Annotated in this window: 13 protein-coding genes; 5 read left to right on the top strand and 8 right to left on the bottom strand. The window is 45.1% G+C overall.

Annotation, left to right across the window (positions count from 1 at the left end):
- Window positions 1–61: 61 nt before the first annotated feature.
- The 4 genes from AB4180_RS00170 to AB4180_RS00185 all read right to left on the bottom strand — a co-directional run bounded on the left by AB4180_RS00170 (window position 62) and on the right by AB4180_RS00185 (window position 2,889).
- Entirely contained in the window at window positions 62–769 is a 708-nt protein-coding gene (locus AB4180_RS00170) for a response regulator transcription factor (RefSeq protein WP_102249999.1), read from the bottom strand.
- A 19-nt stretch (window positions 770–788) separates the two neighbouring features.
- Window positions 789–1,469 carry a spondin domain-containing protein gene (locus tag AB4180_RS00175; RefSeq protein WP_102249998.1) on the bottom strand — a complete coding sequence of 227 codons (681 nt, stop codon included), beginning with the start codon at window positions 1,467–1,469 and terminating at the stop codon, window positions 789–791.
- Window positions 1,470–1,478: 9 nt separating this feature from the next.
- Window positions 1,479–2,162, bottom strand: coding sequence for a spondin domain-containing protein (locus AB4180_RS00180; protein WP_102249997.1), 684 nt, complete (start codon window positions 2,160–2,162; stop codon window positions 1,479–1,481).
- A gap of 385 nt (window positions 2,163–2,547) precedes the next feature.
- On the bottom strand, window positions 2,548–2,889 hold the full coding sequence (locus tag AB4180_RS00185) for a YggL family protein (protein WP_004731398.1): 342 nt from the start codon (window positions 2,887–2,889) through the stop codon (window positions 2,548–2,550).
- Between the two features lie 252 nt (window positions 2,890–3,141).
- Here AB4180_RS00185 and AB4180_RS00190 point away from each other — a divergent pair, with 252 nt between their 5' ends.
- A complete protein-coding gene (locus AB4180_RS00190) occupies window positions 3,142–5,169 on the top strand; it encodes a PhoX family phosphatase (RefSeq protein WP_102249995.1) in 2,028 nt (675 codons plus the stop codon).
- 200 nt (window positions 5,170–5,369) lie between these two features.
- Here AB4180_RS00190 and AB4180_RS00195 read toward each other — a convergent pair whose 3' ends face one another.
- The 3 genes from AB4180_RS00195 to AB4180_RS00205 form a co-directional block, all read right to left on the bottom strand.
- Window positions 5,370–5,990, bottom strand: coding sequence for a LysE family translocator (locus AB4180_RS00195; RefSeq protein ID WP_004731394.1), 621 nt, complete (start codon window positions 5,988–5,990; stop codon window positions 5,370–5,372).
- A gap of 136 nt (window positions 5,991–6,126) precedes the next feature.
- Window positions 6,127–7,413 (bottom strand): DEAD/DEAH box helicase, encoded by a 1,287-nt coding sequence (locus AB4180_RS00200; protein ID WP_102249994.1) that lies wholly within the window; start codon window positions 7,411–7,413, stop codon window positions 6,127–6,129.
- 182 nt (window positions 7,414–7,595) lie between these two features.
- Entirely contained in the window at window positions 7,596–8,579 is a 984-nt protein-coding gene (locus AB4180_RS00205; RefSeq protein WP_102249993.1) for a GTP-binding protein, read from the bottom strand.
- A 540-nt stretch (window positions 8,580–9,119) separates the two neighbouring features.
- Between AB4180_RS00205 and clcA the strand changes: the two genes are divergently transcribed.
- Window positions 9,120–10,526, top strand: coding sequence for a H(+)/Cl(-) exchange transporter ClcA (gene clcA / locus AB4180_RS00210; protein ID WP_102249992.1), 1,407 nt, complete (start codon window positions 9,120–9,122; stop codon window positions 10,524–10,526).
- A 301-nt stretch (window positions 10,527–10,827) separates the two neighbouring features.
- Window positions 10,828–11,808: a TDT family transporter gene (locus AB4180_RS00215; RefSeq protein WP_029222915.1), complete on the top strand. Its 981-nt coding sequence runs from the start codon at window positions 10,828–10,830 to the stop codon at window positions 11,806–11,808.
- A gap of 159 nt (window positions 11,809–11,967) precedes the next feature.
- On the opposite strand, the gene hmpA is transcribed toward AB4180_RS00215, so the two are convergent.
- Entirely contained in the window at window positions 11,968–13,164 is a 1,197-nt protein-coding gene (gene hmpA / locus AB4180_RS00220; protein ID WP_102249991.1) for an NO-inducible flavohemoprotein, read from the bottom strand.
- Window positions 13,165–13,513: 349 nt separating this feature from the next.
- Here hmpA and norR point away from each other — a divergent pair, with 349 nt between their 5' ends.
- A complete protein-coding gene (gene norR / locus AB4180_RS00225; RefSeq protein WP_009845485.1) occupies window positions 13,514–15,106 on the top strand; it encodes a nitric oxide reductase transcriptional regulator NorR in 1,593 nt (530 codons plus the stop codon).
- A gap of 89 nt (window positions 15,107–15,195) precedes the next feature.
- The gene (locus tag AB4180_RS00230; RefSeq protein ID WP_009845486.1) at window positions 15,196–15,555 is read left to right on the top strand and encodes a glutaredoxin; all 360 of its coding nucleotides are present in this window, start codon (window positions 15,196–15,198) and stop codon (window positions 15,553–15,555) included.
- The last annotated feature ends 9 nt before the right edge of the window (window positions 15,556–15,564 follow it).

Below are 15,564 nucleotides of genomic sequence, written 5' to 3' on the forward strand. Positions count from 1 at the left end.
CTCCTCGATGGCTCGTAGGTCTTACTGGATTTTTAGTAAACTTAGGGCGCGACACATAGACCTAAGCTTTTGACTCAAACTTATAGCCAACACCCCAAACGGTTTTAATGAAATCATCATCACTATTGGGCATCGCAAGCTTGGTTCTTAGACGGTTGACCGTGCTACACACAGTATGGTGATAGCCAGAGTGATGAGTATTCCAAACGTGATCGAGCAGCTCGTCTTTGCTATACACACGCCCCGGGCGGGTTGCTAAGAAGTGAAGTAAGGTAAACTCAGTTGCAGTCAGCGGTACGTCTTGGTTATTGAGTGACACCTGATGGCGTTCAGGTTGAATAATGAGCCCACCAAAATTCATAATCGATTCTGTCGTCATAGCCTCTTGAGTGACTGATTCAACATGGCTTAAACGGCGAAGTACGTTCCTCACTCTTGCTTGAAACTCGAGAACGCTGAAAGGTTTCGTTATGTAGTCATCAACACCGGCTTCTAAACCTGACACCTTATCTAGCTCAGCATCCCTTGCTGTTAGCATGAGTACCGGTGTCCAATCTTCTTTCTGACGGATCATCCGACAAAAGTCGAGTCCATCTCCGTCAGGCAAGCCACGATCCAGTACGATCAAATCGAAATGACCATCTTTATAGAGCGCCTGAGCCTTTTCAATCACATTAGTTCTTATTACGTCATGGCCTTGGAACTTAAGATGCATCTGCACCAGTTCAGCTAGGTCATCATCATCTTCAACCAACAATATGTTTGCCATCAAATTTACCGCAGCACTATTATTCAGTTCGAGTAATGGTGATTCTTGCTCCTGGGTTGAGAAAACGATGATTAGCACTTAAAGCAGACGTCGTAAGGCCGTCATCTTGGCTGATTACACCAGAGTGGAAACTCACTACATCGGTGTCATCTCGTGTGGTATTAAAACCCTCACCACCGCCCGCAGGCCCTGGAATGGTTGCAGCAAGCTCGTCGTTCAATTCCGTTCCTGAGTCCCACACATTCATGTTCATCACAAAGGTATCACCCACGGCTAATGACTTAAGCGACAAACCGGATTCACCAACAAACGCATCATTGGTGTTCACCAACATGGAAGCAACTGAGATATACCCTTCTTGATTTGGGTCAACACGAATAGACACCGTGTCTTGCTCACCTGAAAGAATCAGCCCATTGCCTGAGATGCCTTGATAAACATTGGCGTCACTGTCACTGAGCGCAAGCAATTGTGCATTACTGCCTCCTTCCGCCAAGTATTCCAGATCGATAGAGGCACTTTGCCCAACTTCAAACAGGTCAAAATTCGTATTGTGAGTCAACACTGCGAGTGGTGACATTGGTTGATTGGGGGCGAGGTTAGTAACACTCACATCATAGCGATAGTAATCGTCGTCATCGTCCGGACAACCTGCTAACACAGCTACTGATGCAGCGATAAATAGAATTCTAGCTTTCATACATCCCCCTTACTTCACAACAATGGTGATAGTAGCCACAGGGTTTAACCAACGATGACTGCTACTATCGAGGTCGCTGATTCCGCCAGCCGCGTTACTATCACCAATGTTGCCCGGATGAATATGAACCTTAGCGTTTGAGACTGCAGTTTCAACTCCAGTACCACCAGCACCAAAGGTAATAAATGGCGGGTTTGGCATGCTGCCCGCTAGCTCATCATTGGCTTCTGTGCCTGCGTCATAGCCATTGAGGGTCGCTTTATAGGTGCCCGCTTGAGTTGGGATTTTCCAACTGTCTAAGCCAACAAAGCCGTCGTTGGTTGGCAGCAGCATGGCACCCAATGACAAGTAAGCTAAATCACCGGTGTCGATATCAAACGTAGTTGCGACGCCCGGATTAAGAATACCGGTAGCTGGGTTTTCAACCACCACCCCACCCGCGTTTGCAATCAAACTCGATAGACCTGAAATATCGCCACCTTCGGCCATCGATTCCAATTCCGCAGAAGCACTCTCACCCGCTCTAAACATGAACAAGCTGGAGTCATGAGCGGCTGCCAAGATAGGCGTAAAGTAGATCCCTTTCGTTGCGTTGGTAACGGTCACCTCAAGCTCTGCAGCCTGAACCTGAGCTGCTCCGAGGGTCAACATAGCCGAGCTGATCACTAAGCTGATTTGAGTACGTTTGTTCATTTTGATTCCATCCTTTATCGAGTCCTATCGTTGCCAACAAAACGAATAACAGCGATATACCGTTACCTTTGCCAGAACGAACTGTGGTGTTATTGACTCTAAGAATGACGATCAAATCTATCAGCAACTTCATTGAATTCTCATAAAACTCTCACAAGTTTATTCAAACTTCTTACTATCCAGAAAGACAGACCTAAGAAACTGATATGTGGTTAGAAACTCTCGTTCTAGAATGAGAGTTACACAAGGAATCACGGTTCAAGAATAGCGCAGACCAAACGCAAAAGGCCCAATCGACATACCGACTGGGCCTTTTATCTGATGTGTCAAAGTTCTCTCACGAAAGCTCAATCGATTTCAGCTGAGCGAACCATACACCACCAAATTAGAATGCGTAGTTTGCGTCAACAAGTTCGCTTACTTCAACTTTGCTTACTTCTGCGCGAGCTTCAAGCCATTGTGCAACTTGCAGTTGTTCTGCTTCTGTTACTGAACGGTAGCGCTCAATAGAACATAAGAAACCTTCAAACAGCTCAAGGCCACCGCCACCAAAGCACAGACCGATGCTATCGATAAAATCGATGAATTCGTCAATGAACACATCGTACTGGTCAAAATCAGCAATCGAAGTCGTGCAGCTTACTTCAAAACCTAAAATAGCGAATTCACCTAGGTATAATTTCTTGCGTAGGCGACGATTTTTGTTTTCGATTTTATCTAATTTCATAACTGTCTCTCTTTTCGTTTGATAAAGCATTTATACACAGTTCCTCGTTAATTCCCAAGAGTTTTGTATTACACGAGAGGCTTAACGGGAAAAATCGTGCTGCAGAAACAAAACCTTAATCAAAACTATAAAAATCTGTCACTTAACTGCTTCACGATTGGTCACACATTGAACCAGCTATTAACTCATTAGAAATAGCTTGGTTACACGTGAATAACGAATAATAAAGTCAGCCAACAGGAAGCAGTCCCGATGAGCAAGGAAACATTTGATAGCACTCGTTTTAACAAGAGTAACAACAAGCCTTTCGAAGAAGTTCTAGATGCGAACCTTTCAAGAAGAAACGTACTGAAAGGCGGTTTAGGCATCAGTGCAATGACCGCATTTGGCGCGTTTGGTTTAGCGGGTCACAGCACGGCTAACGCTGCGACAATGCAAGCAACGGGCGCCCAAAAAAGCACTGCAACACTTTCATTCGAATCGGTTAAAGGATCATTGACAGACAGTGTCGTTGTGCCGAAAGGCTATACAGCACAGGTATTAGTTCCTTGGGGTACTCCACTCAACAAGCAAGGCAATGCTTGGTTAAAAGACGGCACCAACAATGCACAAGATCAAGCCAACGCATTAGGCATGCATCACGATGGCATGCACTTCTTCCCGCTTAATGGCAACAGCAATGATGGCTTATTGGTGATCAACCACGAATACATCGACCAAAAAGCGCTGCACGCCAACGGCCCAACATACAACGAAGGCGCTCGCCCTAGCCTTGATGAAGTACGTAAAGAGATCAACGCGCACGGCGTGAGTGTTGTTCGAGTGAAACTTGAAGGCAACCAATGGGTGATGGTCGATAACGATCCACTGAACCGCCGCTACACAGGCGCAACAGTGATGGATCTATCTGGCCCTGTTGCTCACAGTGAATTTACCAAAACCAAGTTCTCACAAGACGGCAGCCAAGCTCGTGGCACGTTGAACAACTGTGGTAATGGCTACACGCCATGGGGCACTTACCTAACGTGTGAAGAAAACTGGCCGGGTTATTTCGTGAACAAAGGCGAGACAACGCCAGCACAAGAGCGTATTGGTATCGCAACCGACAAAACACGTTACGGTTGGGACACACTTTCAGGTAACAAACAAGAACGCTTAGACGAGTTTGCACGCTTTGACGTAACACCAAAAGGTGAGTCAGCAATGGACGATTACCGTAACGAAGCACATGGTCACGGCTACATTGTTGAAATCGACCCATACACAGCAAACTCTCGCGCTAAGAAACGTTCTGCACTGGGTTGTTTCCGTCACGAAGGCTGTACATTTGGTAAGTTGACTGAAGGCGAGCCGATCGTATTCTACTCTGGTCACGATTCTCGCTTTGAATACCTGTACAAATTCGTTTCTGAAGAGAAATGGGACCCACGTGATGCAGAGCCGAGCAATCGCCTAAGTGCGGGTGACAAGTATATGGACCAAGGCACGCTGTATGTGGCTAAGTTCAATGATGATGGTTCAGGTACTTGGCTACCACTGACTCTGAGCAGCAAGACCACAAACGGCGGCAAGCTAGGTGATTCATTTGATTCTCAAGCAGCACTTATCATTAATACCGCAGGCGCAGCCGACCTTGTAGGCGCAACGCCAATGGATCGCCCTGAATGGTGCTCTGTTGACCCAATGACGGGGACGGCTTACCTAACGCTAACCAATAACAACAAGCGTAAAGAAGCGAACTCTGCGAACCCTCGCGTAGACAACAAGTTCGGTCATGTTATTCGTTGGGATGAAGGCAAAACAGCAGGCGAGTTCGATTGGGATATCTTCGTATTTGGCTCTCCAGCAGTGGAAGACAAGTCTATTAACCGCTCAGGCCTAACAGACATGAACCAGTTCGCCAGCCCTGATGGTTTAGCGTTTGATGCTCGTGGCATCTTGTGGATTCAGACTGATAACGGCGCAGATGAAGTAACGGGCTACACCAATGACCAAATGCTGGCAGTTGTCCCATCTCAGTTAACGGATGACAACGGCAACAGCGCGGTAATTGATGCAAACAACCAAGCACAACTTAAACGCTTCTTTGTGGGTCCAAACGGTTGTGAAGTAACTGGCTTTACCATCAGCCCTGATTACAAATCACTGTTTGTGAACATTCAACACCCAGCAAACTGGCCATCGTCTGAAGATGCAACGGCTCAGACTCAGGGCAATGTTCGCCCAAGAGCATCTACGGTTGTGATTCGTCGTGAAGACGGCGGTGAAATCGCGGTTTAATACGCTAATCTAGCTAAGTAAAATCAAAAAGAGCGATAAGGCTAAATACCCTATCGCTCTTTTTATATTCTATCCATTCTTTGATTCAACAAAGTACCTGCGGCTTCGTAAACGGCTCTTCACCCCAACGTACCTTCCGTCATCCTCGAGAAGGAGGAATGACTGAGTCGAGGAGCTGTACCCGTTATCGCTAACCAGAATTAACTCACGAACAACCACACACCAACGCCCATCATTAACGTACCTGCAATGCGGTTCATCAACTTAACGTTATCGGCTTTACCCAGCATATGTTTTAGGCTCTTACCACCTGTCGCATACAAGGTCATGCAAACAAATTCAGAAACCAGAATAATAGACACTAAAATCAACAACTGCGGTGCTAAGTCTTTATTACTGTTAATGAAAGGAGGCAATAACGAAATCATGAATGCCCAGCCTTTCGGGTTCGCAATCGCTGTCACGAAGCCTTGAACCACCAAGTCCCAATCATTGCTGACTTTTGTTGTTTGGTTGTCAGTGCTGATCGCCAGTTTGCCTCTCGAACGCCACATCTGAACGCCTAAATAGAACAAGTAAGCTGCACCAACAAATTTGAAGCCCGTAAATAGCCACGGGTAGTTCAACATAATAGATGCAATACCCAATACCGCAGCAATAGAAACCACCGCAACACCAGCCAATTCACCGATCATCATCCATAATGTACGCTTGTATCCAACACTCATTCCTAGCGTCAACGCCAAGGTCATACACATACCGGGCGTAATTGACACAAAGAAAAATGTGGGAATAAAAGCCCAAAGTAGTGCGCTATCCATATTATTACCTTATCGACTTATTTTTATTTAAGTGTTTAGCTTGTTGAGCTGTCTTTCTAAGGAGCTACCTTATATTTAGCGACACAACGAAAAAGAGCCACAATACAGTGGCTCTTTTCCATTACCAACCGTAATTTTACTTACGACGGTTTTTAATTCGCTTCATCATAGTCAAACGACGTTCTGCGCTTGCTTGATCTTGAGGCTCTTCGTTCGCGTTGTTCTTACGACCTTGGCGGTTTTTGTACGCCGATTTAGTGTTCAGCTTCTCGATGTAAGCATCACGTTTCTTCGGTTCATAACCCGGTTGTTCAACACGGCGAATACGTTGTTGAATCAGTGTTTCAACTTGAACAACAGTCAACTCTTCTTCGCGGTTAACGAAAGAAATCGCATGACCTTGTTTACCAGCGCGACCTGTACGGCCAATACGGTGAACGTAATCTTCCGCTAGGAAAGGCATGTCATAGTTAATTACGTGTGGTAAGTCTTCGATATCAAGGCCACGTGCCGCAACGTCGGTTGCAACCATTACGCGCGCTCTGCCTTCTTTGAAGTCATCCAACGCACGACGACGAGCACTTTGCGCTTTATCACCGTGACAAAGTACCGCTTTAATGCCGTCAAGCTTGAGCTCTTTGACTACATCGTTTGCTGTTTCTTTGTAGTTCACGAAAACAAGCACTTGGCGCCAGTTTTTACGACCGATCAGCTCAGAAAGTAACTCTGTTTTACGCTCTTGATCAACTGGATACACCACGTGACCAACAGTTGCAGCCGTTGAGTTTTCACGCTCAACACTGATACGTTTTGGTTTACGCAGAATATCAACAGACAGTTGGTTTAACTGAGTAGAAGTCGTTGCAGAGAACATCATGATTTGCGGCGATGTTTCCACATCCAACATGATCTTACGAACGGCATTGATAAAGCCCATATCAAGGATACGGTCAGCTTCATCGAATACTAGGAATTCTAGGTTAGCAATAGACACGTTACCCGCTTCTAAGTGCTCTTCTAAACGGCCTGGTGTTGCAACCAAAATATCAACACCCAGTTCTAATTGACGAACTTGTGAAGACATTTTGTTACCACCGTAAACCGCTGAAACGCTTAGTCCAGTGTATTTAACGTAGTCTTTAATGTTTTGAGCGATCTGCGCAGCTAGCTCTCGAGTTGGAGCAAGAATAAGACCGCGAGCCGTTCCTCTAGACGCCTTTTTACCGCTGTTCAAAAGGTGCTGAATAACAGGCAATGAAAATGCCGCTGTTTTACCCGTACCGGTTTGAGCAGTAGCAAAAATATCATGGCCTTTACGAGCCATTGGAATCGCCTTTTGTTGAATTGGAGTGAGTTTTTCATAACCACACTCAGTCAACGCTTTGACTAATTCAGGAGCAAAACCTTGAGAGGAAAATGACATTGTTACGGGTTCCTTAAGCAGACAGCCTACATTCTTATTTCAGCCGAGCACTATAAAGTAATTAGAGTGATTTATCTCACATTTATCGTGATATGACGCAAACTTTCTCATTTAATCTGGTGTTTACCCCACCTTCAACGAAGTAAACACCGAGATCATCAGTTCAAACAGTAAAAATGGCGCTATTTGATGCCACACAGCTTGAGTAGAATCTGCTCGAGATCGTCCCAAGGCATTAACTGCGAGTCGATCACTTCCAGTCTTGATTCAAAACCATCCAGTGTAATTTCGTTCACTGACACCACTTGATTCGCCACGTTGAACGCGTAGCAACCTTGGTCAGTATTCACCACGGCTTTTACACGCTCAGCCGTAAGATCCGATAACATAGAGAATAGCGCATCAAAGTCGAACTTATGCTCTGCGCCAAATAGCCAACCGCAACTGAAATAGCCCTGACCTTTATTCTCTTTACGGATGAAAGCTTCACCGGGAGGCAGTTGGAATTGAGGCTCTTGTTCAGCGTGATCGTGATGATGCGCTTCAATATGAGAGGAAGCACTGCCGTATACTCTTTCAATGTCCAACACTTCCAATGGCACTTCACCATCGTGAATCAGCTTATGGAACACTTTTGCAGGTGTTTGATCCGTCACCCAATCATTGAATGCGTCGATATCTTCAGAGTGAACCAAATCTACTTTGGTTCCGATAATCACGTCAGCACTATCTAATTGATCATTGAAGTTCTGATTAGACGTATATTTATCAATCGACAGATTTCTTGGGTCAACCAAACCTAGCGTCGCTTTTAGATCAACGTAAGGTGTGTATTGCTCTGAAGTTAACGTCGCAATAACCTGCTTTGGATGACCAAGCCCTGTAGGTTCAATCAATAAACGGTCCGGCTTCTGGCGTAGTAAAGCATTAATACCCACTGACATAGGCACACCAGCGGTACAGCACATGCAGCCACCCGGTACTTCTTTAATCAAAGCACCTTGATCTGTCATCAATGCGCCATCGATGCCAATTTCCCCGAACTCATTAACCAGAACAGCCCAGTTTTCATTCTCAGGTTTATTTTTGAGCAGGTTCAAAATAGCTGTCGTTTTGCCAACACCCAAGAAACCCGTAATTATGTTTGTAGGAACTTTTTTGGTCATATCAGTTCTCCTTTTTTTAGGAGTATATACACAATCACGGAGAAATTGACCCCAATCGCTTGTTTATACGGAGAATGATTTAAGCCAGAAGTTGTATGAGTGTCACTAGAAAGGGGGGAACTATGAAAAAGGAATGCTCCAGACGAACTAAAGGCGTACTTACTCAGTACGCCTCACCCTCGTTACTCAATCGTGAGTTCGCGAATCAGGAAGCCTTAAATATCGACCTGAACATTTAACGAGGAACTAAAACTTTATTCTGAATCCATCCAAATTGTGTGTAAAACCTCACTTCTCCTTGCGGTTCGTTATGTTGCTTTACGATTTAACTATGGTTCATTTTTGGGGATATTCAAGCCGCCACCGGAGAATCGATCAAAATTGTGACGGCGATTCAACTATTGCCTATAGATTCCATTTATGTAACACGTATATTCCATAAATGAAATTCAACTTTGCATCTTTGCTGCTATAGGATATGCAGAGGACGCGTATAATTTATTGCAGTCCCGCCTCAACCCATTCAGGAGCCTTATCTCAATGACCAGAAGAGAGAAAATTAAGCAGTCCCTACTCGCCAAAATGCCAAGGGATGCTATTAATCAATTTCTCTCAAGAGATAAAACACCCGCTTCCGTTCTCTTTCTTTCTTGTATTGTAGGTGTACTTGCTGGCGTGGTAGGTACCTATTTCGAAGTCGCGGTTCATTTCATCACCGAAACTCGTACCGATTGGCTTAAAGATGAAATAGGTAGCTATTTACCTCTTTGGCTCGCCGCTTTCCTTATTAGTGCTGCATTTGCCTTTATTGGTTACTTCCTTGTTCACCGTTTCGCTCCAGAGGCTGCAGGCTCAGGCATCCCTGAAATTGAAGGGGCGATGGACGGTATGCGCCCTGTTCGATGGTGGAGAGTATTGCCAGTAAAATTCTTTGGCGGTATGGGCGCATTAGGTTCTGGTATGGTTTTAGGCCGTGAAGGGCCAACCGTTCAAATGGGCGGCAGTATTGGCCGCATGGTCACCGATATCTTTCGAGTCAAAGATGACGACGCCCGACATTCACTATTGGCTTCGGGTGCCGCAGGTGGTTTGGCCGCGGCATTCAACGCACCACTCGCCGGAATCATGTTTGTAGTCGAGGAGATGAGACCACAGTTTCGCTACTCACTCATTTCAATTAAAGCCGTCATCATCTCCGCGGTTTCAGCCAATATTGTATTTCGTTCGATCAATGGCCAATCTGCCGTTATCACAATGCCTCAATACCAACCGCCTGAACTGGATGCTCTGTGGTTATTCTTGTTGTTAGGCGTATTGTTCGGCCTGTTTGGTGTGATTTTCAATAAGCTGATTACACTTTCGCAAGACCTGTTTGTGGCAATACACAAGAATGATCGTAAACGCTACTTAATGACAGGCTCCCTGTTGGGCGGTTGCTTTGGCTTATTGCTGCTCTATATACCGGAGTTGACTGGCGGTGGTATTGGTATCATCCCAAATATCACTAATGGCAGCTACAGCGCAAACGTACTGCTGTTAATCTTCTTAGGGCGCGTGCTCACCACGCTACTTTGTTTCGGCTCTGGTGCACCGGGTGGTATCTTTGCACCAATGCTTGCTCTAGGAACACTCTTTGGTTACGCGTTTGGGCTTATCGCGGCTGCATTCTTTCCTGAACTGAACATAGAGCCGGGTATGTTTGCGATTGCTGGCATGGGCGCCTTATTTGCCGCCACCGTGCGAGCGCCTATCACTGGCATACTGTTGGTTATTGAAATGACCAATAACTACTACCTCATCTTACCGTTGATCATCACCTGCTTAGGCGCGGTAATCATTGCTCAGATGTTAGGTGGTCAGCCAATTTACAGCCAACTACTTAACCGTACGCTGAAAAACGAGAAACTAAGACAGCAAGATCTCCCTCAGCAAGAGGAAGTTCGTTAATTACATTGAAAACGTCAGTTCAAATGTGGGACTTAAACGTAACTCGTTAAGTTCCACTAATACAGTCAAATTCCACTACTACAATAAGCAAACCAAGCTCAATATTTATAGAACACTCAAGAAAATCAAAAACACTTTCATCGCGCTTTATATATCAATTTCGAATCAAAACCTTAAAAGCAAACGTTAAACTTGCTATTATCCACGAAATTATTTACATGCCTAACAACACCGATTGTGAGCATGACTGAACGTTTTGATTAGAGTATACGTTCTACATTTAACTGAGTGGAGCAAGTCGTTGAACTGGAGAAGATTAACCCAAGTAAAGAATGTTCCACCATCTCAGGCGTCTTTAGCACTTGGCGTTATAGGGCTGGGGCAAGCTTGGGCATTATATCTTCCAGGGGTTGGTGAGCTTATTCGTCCTTACCTTGCTGCGTTTGGCGCACTGTTATTGCTGCCCGTTTTACTTCGTTATCTCACAAGTTTTGATACTTTTATCAATGACATTCGCCATCCACTTAGCGGAAGCTTAATGGCGCCGATGAGCATGGCGTTATTGATTCTATGTGACTATCTCGCCGAGATATCTCCAATAATCGCCTATCCAGTCTGGTTCTGCGCGTTGTTATTGCATTTTACCATGATGGTGTTGTTCTTTAGTTTCCAGATCCTCAATTTCAAAATGTCGAACATTGTGCCGAGTTGGTTCCTGTATCCCGTGGGGTTAATCAGCAGTTCCTTAGCAGGTACACAGTTTGGACACACCGTTTTTTCAGAGACACTGGCGGCCACTTGTATCGGTATCTATTTCCTAATGCTGCCAGTGGTGTTGTACCGCTTGGTATTCGAAGGAAACCTGCCACGTCGAGCAAGACCAACACTCGCAATCATGGCGGCTCCGGTTAACTTATCTTTAGCCGCTTACTTGGTGAACTTCGACAACCCAGATCCGATTCTGACAGGCGCATTGGCTGGCATTGCTATCACCATGACTCTATTGATTTACTTATGTTACATCCGTCTAATGCGTCTTAAGTTCCAACCTTCGATTGCAGCCGTCACCTTCCCGTCCGTGATCAGCGCCATTGCGATGCACCGCTTAACCACATTTTTCGGTGCTGAATACCCACAATGGTATTGGCTGCATAAATTCGGCTTCTTTGAATTAACCATCGCGACCATCCTAGTGATTTGGGTGGCAGGCGGTTATGTGAAAATGTACTGGCCTGAGTTTTTTGATTCTGATTACATGTCCAAAAAGGTTAAGCGTTCTTAAAACGAACACCAGAAGATCTTACCCTGATCACCCCCTACTCCAATCTCCAATTGTCTCTCGCTGGACAAACCAAACGAAAAAAGGCCTCACAATGTGAGGCCTTTGAATAGGCAAGGTGTCAATAGTTCAGGCGAGTGTTAATAGAACTAGCGATAGCTATTAGAAATTAGCGTGAGGGCCAAAGACTTCGTAGTGTACGCGTGAGCGATCTACTTTAAGTGCGTCTAACTGCTCTACGATGTTTTTCATGAAACCAACAGGGCCACAGATATAGAAATCACTCTCTTCAAAGCCTTTAGTATCGGAGATAGACGCTAGATCCATTTGACCTTCATGTGTGTTCTCACACGCAGACTCGCCTTTGTTCATGTACCACGTTTTCGCTTCCCAACCTTTATCGGCAACAATATCTTTAACGCGAGTCGTGAAAGAGTGTTGACCTACGTTTTCACAAGCGTGAAGGTACAGTACAGGTTCGTTTTTCTGCTGGTTGTTTAAGAACTCAAGCATTGATTGCATTGGTGTTACACCCACACCTGCAGAGATAAGCGTTACTGGCTTGCTACGCTCTTGATACATGAAGTCACCCGCTGGAGCATATAGGCTAACTTCATCACCGACAGCAACAGTATCGTGCATGTGATTAGATACTACGCCTTGAGTCTCTTGACCTTGGCCTTCACGTTTCACAGAAATTCGGTACTGCTTGCCGTTTGGCTTGTCTGATAGTGAGTATTGACGGATCTCGCTGTACTGAGCACCTTCAGGTTTCACTTCGATACCAATATATTGTCCTGGCGTATAATCCAGAACGTCACCGCCATCTTTTGGTTGTAGGATGAAGCTTGTTACTAATGCTGATTCTTCAATTTTATCTGCAATTACGAATGCACGTGCAGCTTCCCAACCACCAACAGCTTGCTTGCGCTGTAGGTAAAGTTCAGCTTCACGGTCGATGAATACTTGCGCTAAGAATAGGTAAGCCGCAGTCCACGCTTCTTCTACTTCAGGAGTAAATGCCTCAGTCGCTAATTCACGCAGTGTTTCAATCAGGTGCAAACCAACAATTTGGTAGTGCTCTGGTTGAATGTTAAAGCTTGTGTGTTTCTGTGCAATACGTTCAACCGCGGTGGTTAACGCTGCTAGGTTTTCAATGTTTTTAGCATAAGCCGCGATAGCTTCAAACAGTGCCACACCTTGGCGACCTGTTCTTTGGTGAGTCATATTGAAGATATCTTTCAACTCAGGGTTATGTGTAAACATACGTTGATAGAAGTGTTGAGTTAAAGCAGGGCCTGCGCTTTCTAAAAGAGGAATCGTCGATTTGATGATGTCGATATGTAGATTGTTTAGCATTGATTTACTCCGAACACTTAGTCTTTTGACCTTTCATGTCAAATTGACTAATTTTATTTAAAGATGACTTTATATTAATTCTTTCTCAATGAGCTCTTTGGCTACTATTTTTATGAGAATTACGTGGACTGATAAATTCGCATTAATTGATTCAAATCAATGATAGGTCAGATATTCAGTCATATAGACAACACGCAATGGACACATTGCACAAACGGTGCCAACATGCGAAAGCTTGTTGTGCCTAGCATCCCTTCAAAAACCCTCTTCAAAACTTAGTCAAAAAGACCTTTTTTTTATGTCATAAAGACTCTACCATGTATAAAAATACAAACAGTATGAGCCCTTTATGCAAGATATCTCAGCATCCACTCTCATGGAAATGACCATTGGTTTAGCCAGCGGTGTGAACGATCAAGACCGTTTCAATCGCTTAATCGATGCCATTCGTAAAACCATAACGTGTGATTGTGTCGCACTTTTAAGCCTTCAAGGCGACACGCTAGTACCCATCGCAATGCAAGGGCTCAGTCGAGATACATTCGGTCGCCGCTTTATTATTTCAGAACATCCACGTTTTGATGCGATTTGTGCATCGCGTTCTCCAGTTCGTTTTGATGCGGATAGCTCATTGCCTGATCCTTTCGATGGCTTACTGATCGACCACGACGGCGATTTACCAATGCATGCCTGCATGGGTTTGCCTCTGCTGTTTGGTGACAAATTGTTAGGAGTGCTAACCCTAGACAGCCTAAAACCTGATGTCTTCGCGAATATTCCTGCTCGTAACCTAGAAGTTCTCGCTGCTATTGCGGCTTCAACCATGCAGATGGCGATGACTTTCTCGCAACTTGAGCATCAAGCAAAACAGTCAAAACAATTACTGGAAGAGTTGAACGTAGAAGCGTGGGAACGTGACGGCGGCGAGTTAATTGGTAACAGTGACACCATGGTCGCGCTTAAGAACGACATCGCGGTTGTCGCGCCGTCTGAGTTTAATATTCTGATTCATGGTGATACTGGTGTTGGTAAAGAGCTCGTTGCTCGCACCCTGCACCACCAATCGCAACGTAAGCGTAATCCGTTGGTCTACGTGAACTGTGCTGCTATTCCTGAGAACTTGGTAGAGAGTGAACTATTTGGTCACGTTCGTGGCGCATTTACTGGCGCAGACAAAAACCGCTTAGGTAAGTTTGCTCTAGCCGATGGCGGCACACTGTTCTTAGATGAAATTGGTGAATTGCCTTTGGCAGCACAAAGTAAGTTACTGCGTGCGCTGCAAAACAACGAAATCCAACCGGTAGGCCAAGACAACATCCAAACCATTGATGTTCGTGTTCTGGCTGCAACCAACCGAGACTTAAAGCAAGAAGTTGAAGACGGTCGATTCAGAGCCGATTTGTACCACCGATTGAGTGTGTACCCTATCGCAGTGCCAGCTCTGAAAGACCGAGGTGACGACATCAGCTTGCTAGCAGGCTTCTTCCTAGAACAGGCACGTCGTAAACTTGGTATCAACCAAGTTAAATTCCGCTCTGATGTACTGGTATTTCTAAACCGTTACGGTTGGCCAGGTAACGTACGTGAGCTTGAGCACGTGATTAGCCGTTCGGCACTAAAAGCATTAGCTCGTAGCACCAACAAAAATCTCGTGACAATCACTAAAGAAGATTGTGGCCCACTCGACCAAGATCAGCCTATAGCGACGACACAGGTAAAAAACACACCTTTATCAACACCAACGATCGACCTATCTGCAGGTTTACGTGGCGCTACCGATGATTTTCAACGCAGCATCATCACTGAGGTGTTGGAAGATGCCAACTTTAACTGGGCGCAAGCAGGGCGAGTTCTGAAAACAGACCGAGCAAACCTGACTCGACTGTCCAAACGTTTAGGGCTAAATGTGGCGAAGTCTCACACGATCGAACGGACAAAATAGATATTAGCGGTTTGTTGCGAGCATCTGACAAAACTTGTGTATATAATGCTGCAAATTGTAACGCTAATTTTAAATATGTAGAGAGAGTTATGAAGTTTATCCGTTGGTTTTTAGGTCGCGTCATCTTGCTGTTGAATTTTGTTTTCAGCCCACGCGGTGTGAAGCGTTCTCAAGAAGAACAAAGCAAAGTGAACGAACAGGCAAAAACGCACACGTTGTACCAATTCGAAGCATGTCCATTTTGTGTAAAAGTGCGACGCTCGATGAAACGTCAGTCTGTTCAGTTTGAACTTCGTGATGCAAAAAACAACGAACAACACCGTACAGAGCTTGAAGCTGGCGGCGGTCGTGTGAAAGTGCCTTGTCTACGTATCGAGAAAGACGGTAAAACTGAGTGGATGTACGAATCTTCGGATATCGTATCTTACTTAGAAAAACAGTTCGCATAAGCGGAAAAA

It is taken from the genome of Vibrio sp. 10N.286.49.C3 (assembly GCF_041469545.1).
Classification (GTDB): domain Bacteria; phylum Pseudomonadota; class Gammaproteobacteria; order Enterobacterales; family Vibrionaceae; genus Vibrio; species Vibrio tasmaniensis_A.